At 40.6% G+C, this 26,628-nt stretch carries 11 protein-coding genes; all 11 read left to right on the top strand.

The window, feature by feature from the left end; genetic code table 11:
• The first annotated feature begins 193 nt into the window (after positions 1–193).
• Positions 194–382, top strand: coding sequence for a hypothetical protein (locus MKX39_RS21040; RefSeq protein ID WP_340771810.1), 189 nt, complete (start codon positions 194–196; stop codon positions 380–382).
• Positions 379–1,263: a prohibitin family protein gene (locus MKX39_RS21035; RefSeq protein WP_340765176.1), complete on the top strand. Its 885-nt coding sequence runs from the start codon at positions 379–381 to the stop codon at positions 1,261–1,263. Before MKX39_RS21040 ends, MKX39_RS21035 begins: the two co-directional genes overlap by 4 nt.
• Before the next feature lie 391 nt (positions 1,264–1,654).
• Positions 1,655–7,714, top strand: a complete 6,060-nt coding sequence (locus MKX39_RS21030; protein WP_340771808.1) for an RCC1 domain-containing protein — start codon at positions 1,655–1,657, stop codon at positions 7,712–7,714.
• A gap of 136 nt (positions 7,715–7,850) precedes the next feature.
• Positions 7,851–11,162 (top strand): RCC1 domain-containing protein, encoded by a 3,312-nt coding sequence (locus tag MKX39_RS21025; protein ID WP_340771807.1) that lies wholly within the window; start codon positions 7,851–7,853, stop codon positions 11,160–11,162.
• A 176-nt stretch (positions 11,163–11,338) separates the two neighbouring features.
• Positions 11,339–11,518 carry a hypothetical protein gene (locus MKX39_RS21020; protein WP_340765170.1) on the top strand — a complete coding sequence of 60 codons (180 nt, stop codon included), beginning with the start codon at positions 11,339–11,341 and terminating at the stop codon, positions 11,516–11,518.
• A 106-nt stretch (positions 11,519–11,624) separates the two neighbouring features.
• Positions 11,625–13,043 carry a CHC2 zinc finger domain-containing protein gene (locus tag MKX39_RS21015; protein ID WP_340765168.1) on the top strand — a complete coding sequence of 473 codons (1,419 nt, stop codon included), beginning with the start codon at positions 11,625–11,627 and terminating at the stop codon, positions 13,041–13,043.
• Positions 13,044–13,173: 130 nt separating this feature from the next.
• Complete coding sequence (locus MKX39_RS21010) at positions 13,174–14,814, top strand: AAA family ATPase (RefSeq protein WP_340765167.1); 1,641 nt, start codon at positions 13,174–13,176, stop codon at positions 14,812–14,814.
• Positions 14,815–14,874: 60 nt separating this feature from the next.
• On the top strand, positions 14,875–15,180 hold the full coding sequence (locus MKX39_RS21005) for a hypothetical protein (protein WP_340765165.1): 306 nt from the start codon (positions 14,875–14,877) through the stop codon (positions 15,178–15,180).
• 65 nt (positions 15,181–15,245) lie between these two features.
• On the top strand, positions 15,246–17,438 hold the full coding sequence (locus tag MKX39_RS21000; protein ID WP_340771805.1) for a VWA domain-containing protein: 2,193 nt from the start codon (positions 15,246–15,248) through the stop codon (positions 17,436–17,438).
• Positions 17,439–17,637: 199 nt separating this feature from the next.
• Positions 17,638–22,428 carry a ZmpA/ZmpB/ZmpC family metallo-endopeptidase-related protein gene (locus MKX39_RS20995; protein WP_340771803.1) on the top strand — a complete coding sequence of 1,597 codons (4,791 nt, stop codon included), beginning with the start codon at positions 17,638–17,640 and terminating at the stop codon, positions 22,426–22,428.
• 218 nt (positions 22,429–22,646) lie between these two features.
• On the top strand, positions 22,647–26,561 hold the full coding sequence (locus MKX39_RS20990; RefSeq protein ID WP_340771801.1) for a hypothetical protein: 3,915 nt from the start codon (positions 22,647–22,649) through the stop codon (positions 26,559–26,561).
• Positions 26,562–26,628: the final 67 nt, after the last annotated feature.

Genomic DNA, 26,628 nt, shown 5'->3' with positions numbered 1-26,628 from the left:
AGGAGAGGGATTCCCTCTCTCTTTTTTTTTGGTTGAAAAGAAAATGAAGCGGAGAACACACCTGTAGGAGTATTTTTTTAGTGGATATATATGTTTCATGAAGTGTTGACAACTAAAATGATATAATGTATACTATAGTAGATGTAAGGGGTAGCAAGCAAAGTGATTTACTTTATAGGAGGGTGCTTGGAAAATGGTCAGATTGGTGATTGTGTTGGTTTTGTTAGCCCTGGTCGTTACAGGTTGCTTAATTTTTGCAATAAAAGATATGAGAAGGCTAGGAAAGCAAGCTGGCGAATTTATTGAAGATGCCGTAACGGGCAACACTGAAGATGAAGAAGATGAAGAAGATGATGAATTAACTAAGGGGGAAAAGAAATGAGTAAAGGTTTGAGTATTAAAGGTATATTATGGTTGGTTGGTTTATTTATCACAGTTATGGTTGTAATTGTTGGGTTATTTACGTTCGTTGAACGAGTGCCAGAAGGAAAAGTAGCAGTTGTTTATTCGCCAGCAGGCGGAGCAAAAGAAGTGCTGAATCCAGGTTGGCATTTAATTAAGCCGTTAGAAAAAACACAAGAATACCCAACACGTATAACAATTGTAGAAACAGCAATCAGCGTAACGACTAATGATGGTAAAAAAATCACTATGCCTGCACGTTATGAAATGAAAGTAGATAAATCGAAAGTGTTAGAAATCTTTCAAGAGTTAGGTAGTCAAGACATCGAGCAAATCCAAGAAGGTTATTTATACCAAAAACTATTCAAGGCATCACGTTCGGTCGTTTCGACTTACAGCGTATTGGACATATTCGGCACTAAAACAACTGAAGCTTCTGCAAAAGTTGCAGAATCAATGGCTGATAGTTCGGAAGGTTTAGGATTTATCATCGCAGATGTAACACTTGGAAATCCAGAAGTGGACAAAGATACACAAGCTGCAATTGATGCTCGCGTTCAGAAAGCACAAGAATTAGAACGATTGAACTTAGAGAAAGATATTGCAACAGCTAATGCAGCAAAACAAAAGATTGAATCAACAGGAGTAGCGGATGCTGAAATTGAGCGAGCTCGTGGAGAAGCCGAATCAGCTAAAATTCGTGCTCAAGGGGAAGCAGAGGCAAACAGAACCTTAAATGCTTCTTTAACTGAAAACGTCCTGAAATTAGAGGAAATCAAAGCTCGTCAGAAACACGGTTGGATCACTATCAGTGGAACAACACCATTGGTAGAAGTGAAAGAAAAAGAAGAAGCAAAATAGAATAAAGAAAACTTAGCGTCCTTTCGAGGACGCTTTTTTGTTGTCTCAAAAGATTGCCTGATGGAAAAGTAAAGACTGACCTTCAAGCAAAACTGGATGCGGCAATAAGTATTCTTTATATTGGGTACACCAGAGCCAAGGATTAGGACTTAGCTATTGGAAACAAATAGGCTTTTGATAGAGCAGCCAAACTTTACAAGCAAAAAAAGAAGAGCGACCATTGTAGCACAACTGCAGGTGTCTATATAGGACATGATGAGAGAAGCCACTTCTTCGGGGGGGGCTTCTCTCGTTCTGAGGATGGCCTAGAGTGGTTCGGTTTTATTCGAATGAAATAGTACTATTTGCATATTATAGAGAGCTAAACAACAAATATAGGGGGAATAAAAGAATGAGTAATGAAAAGAACAAACAATATAAAGCAAGACATGTATTATCTAATTCTATATTGAAATCTACATTAGCTGCATCTTTATTATTATCCGGATTTGCAGGAGCATTGGGTGCGACTGGGTCGATTTCGAACTTCTCGGTTATGCAGATTGCGGAGGCTGCGAGTAATCAACAGCTTTCAAATGTTATAGGGGGGGGGATGAAACACGCCCTAGCAATCACCTCAGATGGCAGCGTCTATGCGTGGGGACTAAATGATAAGGGACAACTGGGCGATGGAACTACTACAAGCAGAACCATGCCCACGAAAATAAACGGAATGTCGAACGCGGTGGCGGTCGAAGCTGGTTCAAATCACTCTCTCGCCATCACCTCAGATGGCAGTGTTTATGCGTGGGGAGATAATAAATATGGACAGCTGGGTATCGGGTCGACTGAAAACAAAAACACTCCTTCTAAAGTAAATGGTTTGTCGAATGTGGTGAAGGTGGTGGCTGGAGAACAACAATCTTTAGCAATTACCTCAGATGGCAGCGTCTATGCGTGGGGAAATAATGGAAATGGACAGCTAGGAGATGGTTCGAGAACGAATCAGTCTACTCCATTGAGATTAAGTAGCTTGTCGAATGTTGCTACAGTGGAGGTTGGAGCTACATTCTCCTTTGCAATCACCTCGGATGGCAGTGTCTATGCGTGGGGATATAATTATCAAGGACAGCTAGGTGATGGAACGACTACACAAAAGCTAACACCAACAAAAATAAACGGTTTGTCGGACGTAGTGGCAGTGGATGGTGGATATGAACACTCCCTAGCTCTCACCTCAGATGGCAGTGTCTATGCGTGGGGAAATAATATTTATGGACAGATAGGTGATGGAACGATTTCGGCTAAAAAGACGCCAGTTAAAATAAGTGGCCTGTCGAATGTGGTATCTATAGAGGCTGGGTTTTATCACTCCCTAGCAATCACCTCGGATGGCAGTCTCTATGCGTGGGGATATAATTCATATGGACAGCTAGGTGATGGGACGACTAAGGACAAGACGAAGCCAACGAAAATAAATAGTCTGTCGAATGTGGTGGAGGTAGAAGGGGGAGGTTTACAATCACTTGCCATTACTTCAGATGGTAGCATCTATTCGTGGGGACAAAATGGAAATGGACAACTGGGGAATGGAACGACAACACAAAAAAACACGCCAACCTTATTGGTTGATATCAAAGCGGGTATCGCTGGTGACCCTGCACTTGAAGAGCAAATAGCCACAGCAACCGCTTCGGTTGCAAAAGCAGAAGGTTCTAAACTACAAGCAGACGTGACTACAGCGAAAGCGTTAGTAAATGCTCTTCCAGATAGCACAGAGAAAACGAACTTAACGACTCGTTTGGATACAGTCCAAAAAGCAATCGATGATGCCATTGCTTTAGTAACACAAATTGCGACTGCAACTACATCTGTAGTCAAGGCCGAAGGATCTAAGCTGCAAGCAGATGTGACTTCTGCATTAATGCTCGTCAATGCGTTGCCAACAGGGACAGAGAAAACAAGCTTAACGAATCGATTAAATATTGTACAGAAAGCAATTGACGATGCTATAGCACTTGCAGAACAGATTGCCACAACTACAACATCGGTTGTAAAAGCAGAGGGTTCTAAACTCCAAGTTGATGTGACAGCCGCTCGCACATTAGTTACGGCACTTCCAAATGGAACCGATAAGACAAATTTAACAAGTCGCTTAGATACAGTGCAAACTGCTATCAACTTAGCTACTCAGATAGCGACAGCTACCACATCCGTAGTAAAAGCCGAAGGTTCAGGACTACAAGTTGATGTAGATACATCTCGTTTACTTGTGAACAATCTTCCAATTGGAACCGAGAAGACGAATTTAACGAATCGCTTAAATGTCGTGCAGAAAGCAATTGATGATGCAAAAGCATTGGTTACTCAAATTGCAACAGCTACAACATCGGTTGTGAAAGCAGAGGGTTCTAAACTCCAAGTTGATGTGACAGCTGCACGCACATTAGTTACGGCACTTCCAAATGGAACCGATAAGACAAACTTAACAAGTCGCTTAGATACAGTGCAAACTGCTATCAACTTAGCTACTCAGATAGCGACAGCTACTACATCTGTAATGAAAGCAGAAGGTTCTACATTACAAGCTGACGTAATAGCAGCAAGAACGCTAGTAAATGCATTACCAACGGGAACAGAGAAAACAAACTTAACTTCCCGCTTAGACACAGTTCAAACTGCTATTAATTTAGCGACACAGATTGCAACAGCAACTACATCTGTTGTGAAAGCCGAAGGTTCTAAGCTACAGGTTGATGTGACAGCCGCATTAACGCTCGTCAATGCATTGCCTACTGGTACGGAGAAAACAAGCTTAACGAATCGCTTGAATGCCGTACAAAAAGCAATTGATGATGCAAAAGCATTGGCTACTCAAATCGCAACAGCAACAACAGCAGTTGTAAAAGCGGAGGGTTCTAAACTCCAAGTCGACGTAACAACGGCACGTACACATGTTAATGCATTGCCATCTGGAGTAGATAAAACAAACTTGACGAACCGCTTAGATATGGTTCAAACTGCTATTAATTTGGCTAATCAGATAGCAACAGCGACAACATTTGTAGTGAAAGCGGAGGAATCTAAGCTACAAGAAGATGTGACTTCTGCATTAACGCTCGTCAATGCGTTGCCAACAGGGACAGAGAAAACAAGCTTAACCAATCGATTAAATATTGCACAGAAAGCAATTGACGATGCTATCGCACTTGTAGAACAGATTGCCACAGTAACAACAGCAGTGGTAAAAGCGGAGGGCTCTAAACTCCAGGTCGACGTGACAGCAGCTCGCACATTGGTTACTGCTTTACCTGCAGGAACTGAAAAGACTAACTTAACTAATCGCTTAGATTTGGTACAAACTGCTATTAATTTAGCTACTCAGATAGCGGCAGCTACTACATCTGTAATGAAAGCCGAAGGTTCTAAGCTACAGGTTGATGTGACAGCCGCATTAACGCTCGTCAATGCATTGCCTACTGGTACGGAGAAAACAAGCTTAACGAATCGCTTGAATATCGTACAAAAAGCAATTGATGATGCAAAAGAACTTGCAGAACAGATTGCCACAGCAACAACAGCAGTTGTAAAAGCGGAGGGCTCTAAGCTCCAGGTCGACGTGACATCCGCTCGCACATTGGTTACTGTTTTACCTGCTGGAACTGAAAAGACTAACTTAACTAATCGTTTAGATTCGGTACAAACAGCAATTAATTTAGCGACTCAAATTGAAACAGCAACAGCTTCTGTTTTCAAATCCGAAGAATCTAAGTTACAAGGGGACGTAACAGTAGCTCGCACGTTAGTTGAAGCACTTCCAACTGGAACGGAGAAAACAAACTTAACGAATCGCTTGAATATCGTACAAAAAGCAATTGACGATGCCATAGCACTTGCAGAACAGATTGCCACAACTACAACATCGGTTGTAAAAGCAGAGGGTTCTAAACTCCAAGCTGACGTAACAGCAGCAAGAACGCTAGTAAATACATTACCAACGGGAACAGAGAAAGCAAACTTAACGAATCGATTAAATGTAGTACAAAAAGCAATCGATGAAGCGATAACACTAGAGAATCAAATAACTACTGCAACAACTTCGGTTGCAAAAGCAGAAGGTTCTAAACTACAAGCAGACGTGACTCCAGCGAAAGCGTTAGTAAATGCTCTTCCAGATAGCACAGAGAAAACGAACTTAACGACTCGTTTGGATGCAGTCCAAAAAGCAATCGATGATGCCATTGCTTTAGTAACACAAATTGCGACTGCAACTACATCTGTAGTCAAAGCAGAAGGTTCTAAGCTGCAAGCAGATGTGACTTCGGCGAAAGCGTTAGTAAATGCACTGCCAAATGGAACAGAGAAAACCAACTTAGAAAATCGCTTAAGTATCCTACAGGATGCAATTGATGCTTCTACTGTTTCCTATGAAGAGGCGATGGCGGAGCTTGTCGATATGAAGACTTACCTGCTAACGGGGGATGGTACTCGTGAAGATGTGCTTGCTATGAAAGATGCATTGAATGTCATTCATGATGATTCTGCGTCATTGTTAAATGAAGCTCACCGAACAGATGTCGCTCATTATGTGCAGGATGTGTTGGACATCATTGGATTACTCGAAATCATCTGGGACAAGATCGCAAGCGGTGAACTAGCAGGTCTAGATGAATTGGTATCACAACTACCAGAATCGGAACTAAAAGACAATACACAGCAAGAAGTAGAAGATGCGAAGTCACCAGAAATCGACAATACTCTAGTAGAAGCTGTAGCGTCTGTTGAAAAAGCAGAGCAATCCAAACTTCAAGTAGATGTGGACGCATCTCGTTCTCTTGTGAACCACCTTCCTGATTCGACAGATAAAACGATATTGTTAGAACGTTTAGAGCTTGTGCAAACAATCATTGATGAAGGTCAATTACTAGCAGAACAAATTGCTCAAGCTACTTTGTCCGTGAATAAAGCAGAAACGTCTAAAATGCAAGCAGATATAGAAGCTGCTCGAAGCTTAGTAGAAGCATTGCCATCTATTTCCGAGAAAAATGCACTAAAAGTTAGATTAGACTCTATTGTTGTCACGCCTGGAGCGTCGGAACTAGTAAAAGAAGCACAAGATGCTGTCGACAAGTTGAATGACGAGTCAACAAAAGAGCAAATTGCCATAGCGAAAGAGCTCGTTGTTAAATTACCAAATAGCTCCACTAAAACTGAGCTAAATGACCGAATCATTAGCATTGAGTTGAATCAAAAAGCTAAAAACGCAGTAGCTCAAGCGGAAAAAATGCAGACGAACTACAACATCACTTTAGCCGAAAAATCGATTAACCAACTACCAGATGGTCCGCTTAAAACAGAGCTTACAGAACGCATTCAACAACTCAAGTTGACATTAGATGCTGAAAACAAAGTGAAATCGGCGGAGCTGACGAAACGTGAGCCGTACATCACCGACGCTATGAATAGCATCAATAAACTGAAAGACTCTCCGAAGAAAACGGAACTTCTAAATCGAATGAAGGTCATTCAAGATGTAATTGCTACAGAAGCGGAAAAAGCACTCTTAGAAGAAGCTACAGCACATGTGGTTCTCGCAGAACAACATAAACGTGATCCGTACCTAACAAGTGCAAAAGACCTTGTTTCTAAGCTGAAAGAAGGAGCGGACAAAACAGCTCTCGAAGCAAGATTAAAAGCGATACAGGATGCTGCTCCAGTTACACCAGAGGCTCCAGAGGTCGACCCAGCAGACCTAAAAGCAGCGGAGACACAAGTTTCTTATGCAGAACGTTACAAGCGTGACCCGTACCTAACGCGTGCACAAGAGGCCGTTGACAAACTTCCAACAAGTGAAGTGAAAACAGTCATGCAAGATAGATTAAATGTACTAACAAATGAAGCGAGTGATCAAGTCGAAGCAGCTAAGCTAAAAACAGCGAGTGATAGGGTAGCTAAGGCAGAAACAGCTAGTGACTTGTTCGTTATCGAAGAAGCTCGTTCGCTTGTGAATGGACTAAAAGATGTAGATGCTAAACAAACACTCTCTGAACGCATAGAAGCAATTGAAGTAACGGAATTGATGCAGTTTGCGTATGAATTGAAAGTCGAAATCGACGCCATCACCGATGTAACAATCAAGCAAGCACTTCAAGAAGCTTACACAGCAGTTGGAGTGGCGAAAGAACGCCAAACTTTGACGTATATGACAAAGGCTTCTAAAAGTATCGAAGCTCTAAACAAATATGAGGCGACTTACAGCAATGTCATCGAGAAACTGTCGACATTCTTCACAGACATGCAGAAAGAACTCGAAATGCAAAAGCTCATTGTTGCTGCTGATAATGCAGTCGCTCTAGCGGAGAAATATAAACGTGCACCGTACTTTGCGAAAGCACAAGCAGCTATCGATTTAGTGCCTGTAGGGAAAGCAAAAACCGACCTCCAAACTAGACTCGATGTTGTAATGAACTAAACAAGACATGAACCACTCCTTCGGGGGTGGTTCTTTTAATATTCAAATAAATGTGGTCTCTATATTGCTGAATGATGTAGGACAAAGGACATATAATAAAGGGTTCGACCAAAAAAAAGGAGGAAAATATAACTAAATGAAATCAAACGCTCACAAAAAACACGAAGTGCGTAATGTTCTAAGTAGACCAACTGCTAAAGCTTTACTGGCTACATCAATTCTTTTTGCCGGGGTTCATTTACCAACCCATTCATTCGAAATTGCTACTTTATTTTCTGTTCAGGAAGCACAGGCTTTAGAATTGTCGCTAAATAAGATAGAGATGGGAACTTCCCATACATTCGGTTTGTTAAACGGAAACGTATTGGCATGGGGAAATAATAGTTATGGTCAATTAGGAATAGGTTCGAAAAAGAGTCAAGAGCTGCCCATCGGAGTGAGTAGCCTCACCCATATTATGGAGGTTTCAGCAGGAGAGTCTCATTCCATTTTTCTCAAGGAAGACGGAACTCTTATGGCATCTGGATATAACAATTCAGGGGCATTAGGAGACGGCACATTTAAGGACAGTATGGTCCCTGTTCAGGTCAAAGGGATTGCACGTGTCGATTCTGTAAAAACGGGGGCTAACCATAATGTAGCGTTGAAAACAGACAGAACTGTATGGACCTGGGGAGAAAATGGATTAGGGCAACTGGGTAACGGAACGTATCGGAATAACAATGTCCCTGCAGAAGTTGTGGGCTTAACGAATGTGATTAGAGTAGAGGCTGGAAACAGACATAATTTAGCGAAAAAAGCAGATGGAAGTCTATGGGCATGGGGAGCAAACGATTCCGGACAACTAGGTAACGGGAAAATTGATATTAAGGGATTGTCTAGCCCTATTAAAATACCTATTAACGATGTCGTAGATTTTGCTATGGGTACGAAACATTCTGTTGCTGTGAAAGCAGATGGAACCGTGTGGAGTTGGGGTGCGAACGGAAAAGGAGAATTAGGCTTGGGAAATAACAACAAAACGAATCTATCGTCTACTCCTATGAAAGTTCCTGGACTTACAGATATCATAAAAGTAGTTGCTGGAAAAGAACACACTTTGGCTTTAAAGAAAGACGGTACTGTTTGGGCGTGGGGTGCTAACGATAGGGGACAGATTGGAAATGGAACGACTAAAGTTCAACAAACACCCATCAAAGTCTCTGGTCTCTCTGATATTATTTCCATCCAAGCTAGTGTGAATGGGCAAAATTCATTCGCAGTGAATAAAACAAAAAATGTTTATGTGTGGGGTTTTAACGGATTGATTAATGGAACAAATACACAGCTTTTGAGTCCAATGAAACTCGATGGAATTAAGGAAATCGGTGAAGAAGTAAATGAGTTAGAAAAGAAATTGAAAGCGGCCAAAAAAGCGGTTGGTCATGCAGAAACAGAAATCACGCAAGTAAGTGTAAATGATGCGAGAAATTTAGTTGATGAGATTCCAAACAGCACGAATAAAAACGAATTAACTGAACGTCTGAATGTCGTTCAAGAGAAAATAGACGAAAAAAATGTATTGGCTGAGTTGCTAAAAAACGCAATTAAAGCGGTAGAAAAAGCGGAAGATTCTGAGCATCAATTGGATGTGACAAATGCTTGGCCTTTGGTTTTATCTCTCCCGTCTGGAATAGACAAAACCAATCTAACAGTGAAACTAAACGCCGTGCAAAAACTGATTGATCAAGCTCAAATGCTTAGCAACGCTATTAAATCTGTAGAAAACGCCGAAAAGACTTTGCTTCAAGAAGATGTTACCGCATCTCGTTCGCTAGTGAACCGTTTGGAAGATGGTTTGGATAAAGAAAGATTAAATAATCGTCTAGATTTGATTCAGGCGAATATCAATAAAGCAATAGAGACCGAGAAGCTTTCGAAAGTAAAAGAAGCGGTAGAAAAAGCAGAAAGAACCAAGCTCAACGCAGATGCAAAAACTGCTAGAGTATTAGTAAATGAATTAAATGAAAGCGATTTGCAAAAGAACTTTAGTAGTAGGCTTGATGCAGTTGAGTACGCGAACAGTGACGAAGCGAGACTTATAAATGCACAAAAAGCAGTATTAGATTTGACAGATAGCTCGACAAAGGGAGAGTTAGATACGGCAATTTCGTTTATATCTCAGTTGCCTGATAGTCTTATAAAAGTAGAATTAATTGAGCGTGTAACTGCCATCACGCAAAAGCAAAAAGCCATAGCCGCGGTTAACGCAGCAACAGAATTACAAACGAATTACAATATTGTCCTTGCTGAAAAAGCAATTATGCTTTTGCCTGATGGCTCCATAAAAGAGAACATGCAAAAACAGTTAGAATTTCTGAAGCTCTCTTTGGATGCTGAAATCAAAGTAGGAAATGCTGAAAGGACTAAAAGGGAGGCTTATATTTTAGATGCTTTAGAAAGCGTAAGCAAACTCCCAACTAGCGAGGAGAAAAATAAGTTAGAACTGCGTATTCAAACAATTCAAGAAGCATTAAGTAAGGAAATACAAGCATCACTTCTCCTAGAAGTACAGAAAAGCATGGGGCTTGCCCAACAATATAAAAGGGAACCATACATTAAAAAGGCACAAGAAATGGTAGCTAGTTTACAAGATAGCTTAGAAAAAACGGCTTTTCTATTAAGACTTCAAGAAATAGTAGATAATTTTCCAGATAAATCAGAGGAACCAAAAGAAAATCCGGCTCTTTTAAAAGCTGCGGAGACTCAAGTCGGTTTCGCGGAACGATATCAAAGAGAGCCGTATTTGACTCGGGCCCAAGAAGCCATTAATAGCCTTTCGGTTAATGAATCGAAATCATCTCTTCAAGATAGATTAAATCTCTTGTTAAATGAGGCAAGTGAGAAAATAGAAGCTGAAAAAAGACAAAAAGCAATAGAGGCCATCACGAAAGCAGAAAAAGCGAGCGATCTAAGTCTTATTGAAGAAGCACGTGGATTAGTAAATGAAATAAATGACGCGGTAGAGAAAACAATACTGCTAGAACATATAGAGGCCATAGAAGTAACAGAATCCATGCGATTTGCGTATGAGCTGAAGCGGAAAATTGAAACAGTGAATGAAGCAAGCATAAAGCAAAAACTGCAAGATGCCTATGAAGCAGTTGGTGTGGCAAGAGAGCGTCAAAGTGCGACGTATATGAATAGAGCGATGACAAGCATCGGGTTAGTTACCCCATATAGCTCCACGCATGGTGCTCTTATTGCGATGCTTTCGACATATTTCTACAACATGCAAGAAGAAGTAGAAGTACAGAAATTTGTCGGAGCAGCCGATAAAGCAGTCCAACTGTCTGAGAAATACCAACGGGCAACGTACTATATAAAAGCACAAGCTGCAATAGATGTTTTACCTGAAGGGAAATCAAAAAAGGACCTACAAGTTAGGCTCGATGTAGTTATGAACTAAACAAGACGCGAACCACTTCTAAGAAGTGGTTCTTTTTTGTTCTAACGATTTCCTTAGTTGCTTCTTGTTTTAAAAGGAAAAGAGGACTGTAGATTGGACATGGTTCGACCTTATAATCGATTGGCATTTCTATATTTGAATATGATAGAGCAAATGGTGAAGGAGGAAGATAGGGAATGACGAGAGAAGAAATGATTAATCGGAAACTTCGTAAAGCAAATATGTATTTGCGTCAGTCTCAAGAAATAAGGAATCGTTACGCAAAAAACGATTTAATTAGGCATGCCTACTTACTTATCGAACAGGCAAAGGAGATGCAACAGACTTTATGCAAAAAGGAGAGAGCCTTGAAATGAGGACTCCTTCTTTTTTTGTAAAAGCAGTGACTTGTGCATATAACGAAAAGAGACAATGTAAAAAGGAGATCCATTTTGGGATCATTGTTAAAAAGGAGGGTTTGTCATGAAACGAAATGAATTTTTTGACGCCATTAAAGAACAGGTAAAGAATATTTCTATCTCAACTATCATAGGTTCAAGGTTGGAACTTCAAGCAAATGGTCGTAATCATTTGGCTTTATGTCCATTTCACGACGATAAGAATATTGGTTCGTTTGTAATAACAGAAAGTAGAGGGAGTTATAAATGTTTTGCTTGTGATGCTGGAGGAGACGGAATTACCTTCATTATGGATTACAATGGGATCGAGTTTAAAGATGCTGTATTCACTATCGCACTAGAATTCGATATCATCACAGCAGAGGATTACAAACGGTATTATGCAGAAAAGTCTATTGATGAGTTGTCAGGACTACAAGTTAGAAAAAAATACAATAATCCACTTAAGAAAAAGACCTTCTACCCATTAGCCGAGGCTGCTGTACTAGACCGGGTTTACAGATTATTTATGAATGAGTGCGGATTGTCTATTGGTCACAAGGAATATTTGACAAACGAACGAAAAATGTCCGATGAACAAATCCAAAGAGGTATGTACTTTACGATGCCAACAATGAAGTTCATGAATCATTTTGTTGGATTGGTTGAAGTTGCATTTGGTACACAAGAAATCCTAAAAGGCATACCGGGATTCTACTGGTCTCACAAAACGGAAAAGTGGGAAATGCGGATATCAAAAGGGTTGGGCATTAGTATCCAAAATGCTTTTGGTCAAATCGTAGGAATTCAAGTGAGAACGGACCGCGTGACAAAAGCTGGTCGGTATCACTGGTTTACATCATCGTTTGCAGAAGACGACGACGCACTGGAATTTGGTGTTTCTCCGGGTTCTCCCGCAGATGTGGTAATTCCACTTGTTGTTAGGAACCGAACAGTCATTATCACCGAGGGTCGCTTTAAAGCAGAAATTCTAGCAGAAAAAACTGGTAGTGTGGTTATTTCTTTACAAGGGGTTGCCTCTTGGAAGGGAGTAGCAGATGAGCTAGAAGCACTTGCTAAAAATAAGCATTTGATGGAGGCATATCCAGAAGGATTCATGGTGTATTCCGTGATGACCGCATATGATGCAGATACTTCTTCGAATGTCTCGGTATTCAAACATTTGAAGAATATGACGGATACTTTAATCGATAAGCGTTATCCTGTTTATTATTTGAACTGGCCGCACTCTCTTTCTAAAGGGATTGATGACCTAATTAGAACAGGTCGTATGGCGGAAGTGAAAAGATATGATAAAGAAGTATGGGACAACATGTATGAAACCATGATAGAGGATTTGGAAAAGGAAGACGAACTCCCTATTATGAAAATACCTAAAAGTGTGATTGGTATGAGTTTCACAAAACGTATTAAACAGATTGCCTTTTTAAATGCAGGGGAAATAAGCAAGATGCACAAGTTATTGCTAGAGGGGGAGGACTAATTCCTTCCTCTTTTTTTGTATTTTCCTAACGATTTAGGTAGGCATGAATCCGGACCTTTCCCCATAGAATAGACTGCATTCAAAAGTTAGGAGCAGATTTATTCTGCATATAAAAAGGAGGAAGTTAATTATGAGTAAAGGTCTTAAAATGTCTGGTGTATCTATCGCAATGTATAAACAAGCAATGTCAAAGGTGATTGTAGGAGATGAGGTATTGCTACGAAAGGATCCCACAAATGAATACGATAAATTTGCTATTAAGATGCTGAATAAAGACACATTGGAAGAGCTGGGTTACATCAGCTCCCCTAAAACGGTTCGTGAAGATAAAGGATGTGTCGATAATACCGTAGTATTCAGCCTTATGAAAAACGACGAGACGATAGTAAGGGTCTCCGAAAAATTTGTCGATCGTATGCCTCGAGGTGGTCAAATAACTGTGGTTGTTTTAGAGCAGGTCGTAAAGGCTGAAAAACCTTCTCAGGCACAAGAGTTGATTATCCAAATTGGCGGAACCAAAACGCAGTTTCCAGTTCGTTTTGGGATGATAGACGAAATTCGTGGCGGTAGGAACTTCACCTTTAAGCTAGTTATTGAAAATGAAAAAGTAGTTGCTTATATGGGTGACGATCGAATCGGCTACGCGATGGATAAGTCTACAAAAGATTACAACGATGTAGACGATATCAAAGCAGCGATTGAAGAAATGGATGGGGAACTAACAGCTTTAACCTTTAAAGTGGATCGCACAACTGTGATTTGTAAGGCAAGCGTGGACATGACATTAATAGAGCAAAAGAAAGCGGAAAAACAAGGGAAAAAGATGATGGAAAACCTCATAACGGATGGCATTTTGTCCAAAGAAGAGATAGAGGATCGCGTGACTACGCTTCAGGGATATGGAGTAACACCAAAACAACAGCTAGCACTATTTGCAAGCATGGTGAAATACGCTGATCCAGATGTTGCCATGAGAATTCCACCAAAACCTTCAGTAATGTATCAAGACAGCACGGGCATTGTGAAAAAATCCGTGGCTTATATCAATATGAAGCGTAATCTTCTTTTGGAAGGAGAGCGTGGAGTAGGGAAAAACGTATTGACGGAAACAATTGCTTGGTTATTTGCTCGACCACTTTATGAGTTTTCGTTGAACTCGGGTCATGATAATAATAGTTTGCTAGGTGGCAAAACAATTGAAACGTTACCGGACGGCACTACAAAGATGGGGTTCTCTAAAGAGTCGGTTGTAGATGCGGCAGAAAATGGTGGGTTCATCGTATTTGATGAATTCAATACCGCAATTTCTAGTTCTATGTCTATCTTTAACTCCCTTTTAGATGATCGTCGTCGAATTCAAGTACCGGGATACCAATTAGTAGAAGCTCACGAGAATTTCGTGGCAATTGCGACACAAAACCGCAACTACCAAGGTACGTTTGATAATAACGAAGCGACAATTGACCGTTTTGTTCCAATTATCTTCCCAGAATTGAAAGGTATTTCGAACGTCATCATAAACAAAGTAAAAGAGGTTAAATCCGATACCTTGAACGTGATGGAAAAAGTGTTCGAATCCTTGCAGAAACTGGTGAGGGATGGAGAAGTGAATGAGAAGGCTATGACTATTCGAGGATTCATCGATGCTGCTCTTGCTGTCAATATGGACATCGAGTTAAAAGATGCCCTGACTGACAATATCGTTAACCGTATGGGAGACGAGGACGAGCGACTGCTTGTTCAAAGCATGATTGATGATATTACAGGTTGATTAAGAGGGCGAGCCCCTCTTTTTCTATCTAATTAACTAATTAATAGGAGGAATGTCCAAATGGCACATTTAAATCATGAACAACAACAAGTAGTAATAGAGGCACTAGAGAGGTTCATCGAAGCTAATCCGGAATCGGAAATCAGTCGAAAACTAATCAAACTGGATGTGATTGAGAGTACGAAAAAGAGTGCTCATACGGAGAACGCCAGAGAAAGTATTATTGAGAAGTTTATGGAAGATAACGAGAACGAAGAGCCGAGTGAGGAATTTGTGGAAGAAGCTTTGTCTTTCTACCTACGTCATGAAGATGATTCGGAGTTATTAAGTGAATCGTTAGATGTTGCAAAAACGCACAGAAAGTAAACGGTAATAAACTGGCTGAACGGAGGGGGGATCCCTCTGTTCCATTTAAAAAGGAGGAAAAGAAGATGAAAAAGGATATGCCGAAATTAAAACAACGGGTCGAACGATTGGTGGAACGTAAGAACTTCAAGCGAATTATGGAAGGTTTTGTTTCCTACATGATTCCAGCTCGTTCGGACGTAATTAGCATTTTGACAGTAGGTGGCGGTTCTTATACGGATGGAAAGAAAGTAGTGGTTGGGATTCCGGAATGGGTATGGGATTTGAGTCCTGAGGAAATATTCCTTGTGATGCGTGCCCTATCTATTCATGAGTGTCAACACGTAAACTCTTCTAGTTTTACTGGCTATGTGGCCTATCAAGAGAAAATGAAAAACTACTTCCTCCAAAAGTATCCCAAACTACGTAGCAATTACGTAGTGACTGCCTCTCAGTATGTAGGGAATGGCACAGAAGACGGGCGTATCGAGCGAATTGCTGCAAATAAACGACCAGGAACACTGATGCCGATTAAATTCTTCCGAGGGATCTGGTGGAAACATCAGCCAATGTCGGGAGATAGCGAATATGGAGATTTCTTGTTTGCTATAGTGACACTATCTACGATGGGGATATTACCAAAAGAATGGGAAACCCACTGGAAAGGTACGCGTGCAGAGAAAGAAATTGACGCAATTCGTCCCTTAATCAAAAAAGCAGTATTGGCTAGAACAAGTGCCCTTCACTTAAAAGTTTGTGAAGAAATCATGCTGGCTATTGAGCCATATCTAGTGATACTGATGGAAGAAAGACAAGAAGCTGATCAACAGTTCGCGGACATGATGAAGGATGTAATGCAAGACTTTACATCATCTTCTGAGACCGAGGAAAATACGGGTTCTCGTTCTACGCATTATGACGACATCGAAAAAGAAGATGAGCAAGAAGAATCAGAAGATGCTGGTCAAGGAGAATCGGGAGAAGAACAAGAAGGTGAAGAGGGAGAAAAAGGCAATGAGAAAGGCTCTGGTTCGGAAGAGAACGATGATTCTGAAGAAGGAGAAGATGAGAAGGAGAAATCGGGTAAAGGATCGTCTGATTCGAAAAATAATGACGAAAAGTCTGATGAAGAATCTTCTGGGTCTGAAACAACTGGTCAAGGAGATGAAAAGGAAGGAGAATCTGATAAGGACGAAGAAGACAGGAAAGATGGAACTAGTTCTGATAAGAACAAAGAGGAAGAAAAAGAAGGAAATACAAATTCTGACGAGCATTCAAAGAAGGACGCCGAGGCCAAGATCCAAGAAGAAATGGAGAAAGAATCGGATAAATTATTCCAAGATGCTAATCGTCGAATGGAGAAGGCAGCTCGCGAAGCCAAGTTGGAGAAAAAGCAGAGCAACGAGTATCCATTAACGGACCAAGAAATAAAAGAGGTCGTACACAAAGCTATCATGGGTGACAGTAATGTCCAAGGACATCGAAATGAGAAAATGACTTACCGGAATAAGATGAAGCTTACAGGCTTGCTGTTGAAGGAAGCAAAGAAATTACGACGAGATGTGGAAACAATCTTAAAGAATAAAAAATCGTATAATCTTTACAACCAAAGACGAGGCGTAGTAGATGCTAACTCTATCTGGAAAGTCGGCATAAAAGAAACGGACGTGTTCATGAAGAGGGGCCATGAGGATCAAACCGATTACGTGGGGTATCTTTTATGGGATGGTTCGGGTTCGATGACAGAACGTCTAGGCAATTCGAAATCTAAGTATATGTCATCTGGTGAAGCTATTGCAGTGGCAGAGGAAGCATTGCGGGGACTAATTCCTTTCAAGATATTGCAATTCTGCTCCAATAACTGGAGTACCCTGCATCGCCAGATTAAAGATTTTGATGAATCATCGAACTTTAATCACGCATTAACACATTTATCTGAATGCAGTCCAAAGGGTGGGAATCGTGATGGATTAGCTATTCGAGTGGCAACAGCTGAGCTGATGAAAAGACCTGAAAAAGAGCGTCTTTTGATTATCTTCTCAGATGGGATGCCAACGGTATATGCAAGCGACAGCGTAGCGAAGAAAGACGTTAACAACGCTGTTAAAGAAGCTAGGAAGCTAGGTATTCGCGTTATTTCGGTTTTCTTTGGAAGTGAACACATGCGAAAACAGTTAGCACCTAATTTTAAAGAGATGTATCAACGAAATATCATCTTCACGGATGACCAATCATTGACACGTCACTTGTCACGCACAATCAAACAAACAATCAAGTGATGAAGCACCCTTCGGGGTGTTTTTTCTTTTAAAGACGAAACTCTTCGGGTGCTACTGAATAACAAACAAAAAACCAACAACTGCCACAATGAGTGGTTTCTTGTTGGTTTTTCATTATGAACGCAATTGTTAGGTAGTGAAAAGCACGCATATTCATATAATGAATAGATTCTAAAAAAACATAGGAGGAATAAAGGAAATGAAAACAGAGAAGAACCAAAAACAGACAAAAACAAGAAATGTATTATCTAATTCGTTAGTGAAATCCACCCTCGCAGCATCGTTGTTACTGTCAGGAGTTACGGGGGTAGTGGGACCACTTACGTCGAACAACGGAATAGTTGGAGAGTTATTTGCAACAACGGAGGCAGAGGCATCAGGGGTATTTGCTGGTGGAACGGGGACGGTGGAGGATCCTTATTTAGTATCAAATGCTGTTCAGTTGTCTCAAATCACCAATTATTTGAGTAGTCATTTTAAATTGACAAGCGATATTGCAATGCCAAGTTTGTCTTTCACACCGATTGGCACAAGCACCACTCCTTTTACTGGTTCACTGGATGGGCAAAACTTTGCAATTACAAATTTGAAAATATCTTCAGGTACTTCTGATTACGTTGGATTGTTTGGAAACGTCAATGGAGCCTCATTTAAAGATATGAAATTAAAAAATGTAGATATAGATGGTAGAAACAATGTCGGAAGTTTAGCTGGATACGCTAAAAACACTAGTCTATCAAACATTGAAGTATCAGGTGTTATAAAAGGTCAGGGGACAATGGTTGGTGGAGTTGTTGGAGATGGAGAATTATTGTCTAAATTGGAAAACATCACATCTGATGCCTCTGTAACGGGGAAAAACTATGTAGGCGGATTAATCGGTAATTTGAGCAATAAATCAACAAATAAAAGAACATACACTTATTTGACATCATCGGGAATTGCGAATTCCAATTTAGCAGAGTCCAAAAACACGAACAGTCGCGGTACTGGTGGATTAATCGGAAGTTTCACTGGTTACGCAACGATTGACCAATCTTATTCAAACACAACTGTAAATGGCTTAGGTTCCTCAGTTGGAGGATTGATTGGTGTAATGTCAGGACAAACTACACTAGAAAACTCCTATACTACTGGTGATATAACGGGAGCAAGAGAAGTGGGTGGAGTGGTCGGAACTGTTGGGGTTGAAAACCCTACGTCCGGCATTCAGTTGCATCCAGTAGTGAAGAATTCCTATTCTACTGGTAATGTAAGATCGACAGTTGCATCCTATCCAGATTTCACAAGAACAGCAACAGGAAGTGTAGGGGGCGTCGTAGGGGTATTATTTTCAGGTACTCTCCAAAATCTTTATTCATATAACAAATCTGTTGATGGTCCAACAAGCAATCATATAGGTCGTGTTCTTGGATATAAAGCGACAACTTTATTAACGTCGGTTGAAGGTCTCTACTTGCCAGAGAACTTGAACGATGTAGGCCGAATTAGTTTTGAAACGGACCTATTGTCAAAAGAAGCAATACAAAATGGTGTAGTTTATGAAAATTCTTTAAATGAAGAGAATGGTTGGGTATACAAAAATAATTCAACTATTCCTACACTATCTTTTTCGGAACAACAGGTTAATTTCCCCGACATTCTTAATGAACAGGTAAAATACAAATTTAATAACGGGCTGTTATATTCTGTTATTCATACCGCGGAAGATTTTATAGACGTATCGAATAGCTCAGCTAATTTCGTATTAAATAATCATATAGATGCGAGCGGACATGTCTATAATCAGTTAAAACCTTCTAGTTTCACTCAAGTTTTTGACGGGAATAATAAAGTGGTAAGTAATTTAACTATGAAAACACCGATGTTCTCCAGCCTCATAGGTACCGTAAAAAATGTGACTTTTAAAAACCTTAGTTCTACTGATGCTGTTGTTGCTGATAGATCATCCAGAGGAACTGTTAAAAACGTTCATGTTGAGAATGGAAATATTTCTCCGTTGCCTAGAAAGACTGACGAGACTATAGGTGGGAACTTAGGTGGTTTAATCAATTATGCAAACGGGATTTCGCTTTTCCAATCCTCATTTGAAGGAAATATTTATAACGTAAGTACATCAAGAAAGTTATTAGTTGGTGGACTGGTAGGAGAAGCCGTAAATGGGAGCGGAAATGATCACGTTAATATTTCTGAGGTCTATTTCAACGGAAATATTACGAACATGATAGCTTCAAAAGGTACAAGTTATTCCCAAGGTAGCACAGGTGGTATTGCAGCTACTTTACACGGCGGGAAAATAACAGATTCATATGCAAAAGGTAATATCGTCTCTCAAAACGCATACAGAACAGGAGGTATTGCAGGACACACTTATGAAGGGATTTTAGAACGAGTAATATTTGTAGGTAAATCAAATAATGGGATAGTGGGTCATTTTAATACAAACAGTCGAGTCAAGAATACTTTTTCGTATAATAATGAAACATTCAAGGCCCTAGGGAACAAACTTGGCTCTTATGAGAACTTATACGTTTTTGATTCACCAAAAACAAACATCACTAACAATTTCTATAATGGTCTTGTAAATAAAGATTCTGCATTTTCACATATAAACTATGCTTTTAATGGTTTCAATTTTGGAGAATCAGGGGGAGTTCCGGTATGGGGTATAGAGGATGGGAAAACACTTCCATATCTAGTAGTTAAACCCGAAAAGAGCAACTATAATTTTGAATCAGGAGAATTCGAAGAAAATATACCAGAATTTTCACTTGTAGAAGCAACCACTTCGGTTGAAAAAGCAGAATCATCTAAACTTCAAGCAGATGTAGATGCTGCTCGTACGCTTGTGAACGCATTACCAGAAATAACAGACAAAACAAGCCTGAAGGAACGATTAGATGCAGTGCAATCGCAAATTGATACCTCTGATGCGACTTATCAAGAAATGATGACGGAACTTGCCGACATGAAAGCATACTTGCTCACAGGGGAAGGAACACGCGAAGATGTACTAGCTATGCGAGATGCTTTACATGATATCTCCGACAACGCTAAGTCATTGCTAAATCCAACTCAACGTACCAATGTTGAAAATTACGTGCAAGATGTATTGGACATCATTGGCTTACTGGAAATGATTTGGGATAAAATAGCAAGTGGAGAACTAGCAGGTCTGGATGAACTCGTGTCCCAACTGCCAGATTCGGCACTTAAAGAAAACACTGAACAGGAGGTCGAAAAAGCAAAAGGAACGGAACCAGAACCTCAAACAGACTTAGCTATTGCAACTGCTTCCGTTATGAAAGCAGAAAGCACGAAACTGCCGGCAGACGTAGAGGCATCTCGTTCACTAGTGAACAACTTATCTGAAAGTATAGATAAGGAAAACCTGAAGAATCGTTTAGATGCAGTGCAAGTAACGATTGATGAGGCCGCAGCTCTTGCTGAACAAATTGAGATAGCAACTACTGTTGTTGTCAAAGCAGAGAGATCTAAGCTCCAAGGAGATATTGATGCTGCCCGTACTTTGGTAACGGCATTGCCTAACGGAACCGTTAAAACAGAATTATCGAACCGATTAGATGGAATTAATTCAGAGGAAAATTCGAACAAGTTATTGGAAGCTGCTCAACAAGCAGTGGATGCTCTTGAAAACAACTCAACGAAAGAGCAGATTGCAGAAGCAAAGGAATTAGTCAATAAATTACCGAATAGCCCAGAAAAAAATGCACTTCTAGACAAAATTACAGAGATTGAGCTTATTCAAAAGGCTTACGTTGACGTATCAAATGCAGAGAAGCTTCCGACGAGTTACAATATCTCGATCGCAGAGAAGTCCATTCAAAAATTGGCGGAAGACTCTATTAAAGGAGAGCTTTCTGACCGAATGAAGGAACTGAAGCTCACAATAGAAGCAGAAAATAAAGTGAAATCAGCAGAATCGACCAAGCGTGAACCGTATATCACGAACGCAATCGATAGTGTAAATAAATTGAAGGCCGGTCCAAAGAAAACGGAACTTGCGGCACGGATTAAAGTCATCCAAGACAGTCAAGCGGGTGAAGAACAAGCAGCATTGTTAGTCGAGGCGATTAACCAAGTCTATATGGCGGAGCAACAAAAACGTGAACCGTATATAGCAAACGCAATAGCTACAGTTGCCAAACTGCAAGATGGACCCGATAAAGTTGCTCTAGAAAAAAGGCTCCAAAGGATTAAAGACGCTGCTCCTGTAGAACCAGAAGCACCTGCGGTAGACCTAGCTCTTCTCAAATCTGCGGAGACCCAAGTTTCTTACGCAGAACGATACAAGCGTGACCCGTACCTAACGCGTGCACAGGAAGCTATCAACAAACTGACTAATGGGTATGAGAAAGCTGGGCTGCAAACTCGGCTAGATGCACTACTTGTTGAGGAGAACGACAAACTCGAAGCTGAAAAACTGCAAGCAGTAACTGTATTGGTAACGAAAGCGGAGACAGCAGGTGACCTGTTTGTCATCGAAGAAGCTCGTTCTCTAGTGAAAGGACTAGCAAATGGTGAAGCCAAAACAGAACTTACAAAACGCTTAGATGCTATTGAAGTGACAGAAGCTATGCAGTTTGCTTTCGACCTCAAGGGAGAAATTGATGTAGTGACAGACGCTGTAATTAAAGGGAAGCTACTCGCAGCTTACGATGCTGTAAAGCTTGCGAAAGAACGTCAAAGCTCCACATATATGGCCAAAGCGATAGCTAGTATAGACACTCTTAGTCTGTACGAGGCGACTCATGGGGAAATGATTGAAAAAATAGCAACTTACTTTGGGAATGTGCAAGAGGAAATTGAAACGCAGAAACTAATCGCAGCAGCTGATAATGCAGTTACTCTAGCAGAGAGATACAAACGTGCACCGTACTTCACGAAGGCCCAATCAGCTATTAATGTGTTGATTGATGGGAAAGTAAAAGCGGACTTACAGGCACGTCTAGATGAAGCAATGAAATAAATAAATGAACAGACCACTCCGAATAATGGGGTGGTCTTTACTTTGGTGGTACTAAATTTACTCATGAATCGTCCCTACCGTTAATGATAAAGCCAAGTCTAGTCTAGACTATTCATCCCACACTTAAAGCCATCTATTTTCTAGCACAAATATCTAAAATACTCTATACAAATACTGCATAGAATGAAAAGTACTTAAAATATAAGGGGGATATTAGAGTGGAAAAGAGAAACGAAAGAGAAAAGATGTCTTATAACGTACTAAGCAATCGCATAGCGAAAACGACATTGGTAGCGGCTTTGCTGTTCACCGGATTTACCTCAGCTAATTCTATTGGAAGTCCGAATAACGGAATCGCTGAAAAAATAACTGGGTTCAGTTATGCATCAGCTGCAACTGCAGAAAGCGAAAAGAAAGCTGATTTAAACTTAGCTTTTTACGGATCTCTAAGTTATGGAACACATGAAAGAGGTTTTCAATTTGAACGAGTTGAAGGAGCTACAAGTTATGACCTGTACCTAGAAGGTGCCTTAAAAGGCAATATAGTAGCAACCATCCAACCTATTCAGTATTTTACAGGGGATTTTTCCCTGAAGGATGAATTACAAGTAAAAGTAGTTGCAAAAGATGCAAAAGGAACTACCATTGCCTATGATGAAAAAAAAGTTACAACGAGAAAGAACTATTTAAACTTTCCTATAGTGAAGAGCACGAGCGAACTTGATTTGGCGTACGAATCCTCTCAATCTAGTATAACTTATAAATATAATGCTTTGCCGCAAGCAGAGATTGATGAGGTCAATAGGTATATTGATGAGAATCCAGATGTGTATGTCTACCGTGTTTACAAATTTGTGCAAGGGGCAAATTGGGAAGGTATGATTGTCCAAAGCCTCTCCGAGATGATTGTAATCTCAGACAAACCGGTTTCTCTTATCAATGAAAGCTATCATCCTTATATGGATCAGTTTTATAATTCCAATTACTCGTTCATACGCTTTGCTAATGATGCCAGCATCAAAAAAATCAATATGGCTGATGTTTCAGAAACCGAACACATTATAGGACGTTTCGCTTTAGATAGATACAATCATTTTGAGATGTCAGCACCTGCAAAAGAAGTAAATGCTATTGCTTTGAGCACTCCAACAGCTACTTTATCAACAGAAAAGGAAACAATTGAAAACATTTTAGTGGATGCTACATTTGATGAAAGAGCCCACCGCAATCTTTACAGATTTAATGGTGGCGAATGGATGAACTACGAAGGTAGTGTTACTGTTACGCAGAATGGACTAATTGAATTTAAATCCATAAGCAATATCGGAAAAGAAAGTGTTGTTTTCTCAAAAGAAATAAAAAATAAATTAGATGAGAAAACGATGGGAGAAAAAGTAATAGGGGAACTAACTGCTGGAGACAAGATATTCTTTTCGGATAGAGAATGGACGGTTCTAGATCCTGAAACAGGATTGTTAGCGGGCAGTGAAGAAACAATTCCTGTTCCTTTCAATCAGTCCTTTAACTATCTGAACAGCGACTACTTAAACACATTTTCTGACGCTGAAAAAGAACTGATGCTAGACAAGGATTGGTATAGCTACGACTTTATGAACTACAGAGACTATCTAACCGGTACTTTCAAGATGGGATTCATTAACAAAACAGAAGCGGATAAATATTTCAACTTGATAAAAGGGGATGGATTAACCTACTGGCTGAATTCGTCTGCTACGATATTCCCTTCTGGAGGTGCGAGACAAGTAACTTATACAGTTAATGCCGGCTCAGAAATGGCGTATGTAGAAGACGCCTATAATCCTAGACCCATTAAGCCTTTTGTCTATTTGTCGACAAGTCAAAAAATAAAAGACGGAAAAGTAATGGTTTCGGAGACCCCACAAAATATAGAGCAAATCCTTCAAGCTGTTGAATTGGCTGAAAACTCAAAGCTCCAAGCAGATTTGGATTCAGCTCGCGTGCTGGTCGATGAAATGCCAACAGGGGAAACAAAAGTGGACCTAACAAACCGACTGGATAAGATACAAGAAGCAATTGACGCTTCTGAAGCTGCATACCAAGAAATGAAGGAAGAGCTTGCAGACATGAAGGCATATCTACTTACGGGAGAAGGTTCCAAGTCCGACGTGCTAGCGATGAAGGAAGCATTGGAAGACATCTCGACAGATGCAACATTGTTGCTAAACAAAGCACATCAGGATGACATCGTTCGCTATGTGAAGGATGTGCAAGACATCATCGGACTGCTTGAAGTGATTTGGAACAAGATTGCTAGTGGCGAAATAGTAGGATTGGAGGAATTGGTTTCGCAACTGCCAGAATCAGAACTGAAAGACAATACTCAAGAGCTAGTTGCCGAGGCTAAAGAATCTGCGGAAGCAATAGCACTGGCAGAACAAATTGCAATAGCAACAAAGTCTGTTGTAAAAGCAGAAGTGTCTACGGTCCAAGCAGATGTTACAGCAGCTCTCACACTTGTGAATGCATTACCTTCTGGAGTAGAGAAAACTAGCCTCACAGATCGTTTACATGTCGTACAAAAAGTAATAGACGATGCGAAATTGGTAGCGGACCAAATCGCCAAAGCAACGGCATCCGTAAGGAAAGCAGAAGGTTCGAAAGTGCAAGCTGACATAGACGCCGCTCGTTTGTTAGTAGAGGCATTGCCTGAAGTTTCCGAGAAAACTAATCTTACACAACGATTAAATACTATCGTTATTACGCCAGAAGGTGCGGAACTGTTAAAAGAAGCACAAGAGGCTGTCGATAAGTTAAACGTTCTTTCGACAAAAGAACAAATTGCGACAGCAAAAGGACTCGTGGCTAAGTTAGCAAACAGTTCTACGAAAACGGAACTAAATGACCGTATTGCTGAAATTGAATTAATACAGAAAGCTACTAATGCTGTTGGCCAGGCTGAAAAAATGCAAACGAACTACAACATCACTTTAGCAGAAAAAGCGATTAATCAACTACCAGACGGACAGCTTAAAACAGAACTGGCGGAACGAATTCAACAACTCAAGCTGACTCTAGAAGCTGAAAGTAAAGTGAAATCTGCTGAGTTGACTAAACGTGACCCGTATATAACGGATGCTACGGAAAGCATTAACAAACTAAATGATTCGCCAAAGAAAACGGAGCTTACTAACCGTATGAAAGTCATCCAAGATGCACTTGCTGGTGAAGCAGAGGCAACACTCCTAGAAGAAGCTACGGCACACGTGGTTCTAGCAGAACAACATAAACGAGATCCGTACCTAACAAGTGCAAAAGACCTCGTATCAAAACTAATAGATGGAACAGACAAAACAGCTTTAGAAGCACGTTTGAAAGCGATACAAGATGCTGCTCCTGTAGCACCAGAAGCACCAGAGGTGGACCCAGCACTTCTAAAAGCTGCGGAGACACAAGTTTCTTACGCAGAACGCTACAAGCGTGACCCGTACCTAACACGTGCACAAGAGGCAGTCGACAAGCTTCCTGTAAGTGAAGTGAAAACAGCAATGCAAGAAAGATTAAATGTCCTTACAAACGAAGCGAGTGATCAAGTCGAAGCAAATAAGCTAAAAACGGCGACCGATGCTGTTGCGAAAGCAGAATCGGCAAGTGACCTGTTTGTTATGAAGGAAGCTAGTTCTCTTGTAAACGGACTGAACGACGGCAAAGCGAAACAATCACTAGTCGAGCGTTTAGACGCAATCGAAGTGACTGAAGCGATGCAGTTCGCTTACGATTTAAAAGTGGAAATCGACGCTATCCCCGATGTGACAATCAAGAAAGCACTTCAAGAAGCTTACACAGCAATTGGAGTGGCAAAAGACCGCCAAACCTCGACGTATATAACGAAAGCTTCTAAAGCTATTGAGGCTCTAAGCAAATATGAAGAAACGCACAGCAAGGTAATCGAGAAGCTATCGACATTCTTCACAGACATGCAGAAAGAACTCGAAATTCAAAAACTGGTAGCAGCAGCTGATAATGCAGTAGCTCTAGCGGAGAAATACCAACGTGCAGCGTACTTCGCGAAAGCACAATCGGCTATCGACGGCTTACCTGATGGAAAATCGAAAGTGGACATGCAGGCACGTTTGGACGTAGTAATAAAGTAATTAAATGATTAGGCCACTCCTTCTTTGGGAGTGGTTTTTGTCATTTCGAAGATTGCTTAAAGGTTTG

Origin of the sequence: Psychrobacillus sp. FSL K6-1464 (assembly GCF_038003145.1) — a bacterium.
In the GTDB taxonomy this organism is placed as follows: Bacteria; Bacillota; Bacilli; order Bacillales_A; family Planococcaceae; genus Psychrobacillus; species Psychrobacillus psychrotolerans.
Note: the sequence above shows the minus strand (reverse complement) of the source record. Positions and strands in the feature narration are given on the sequence as shown.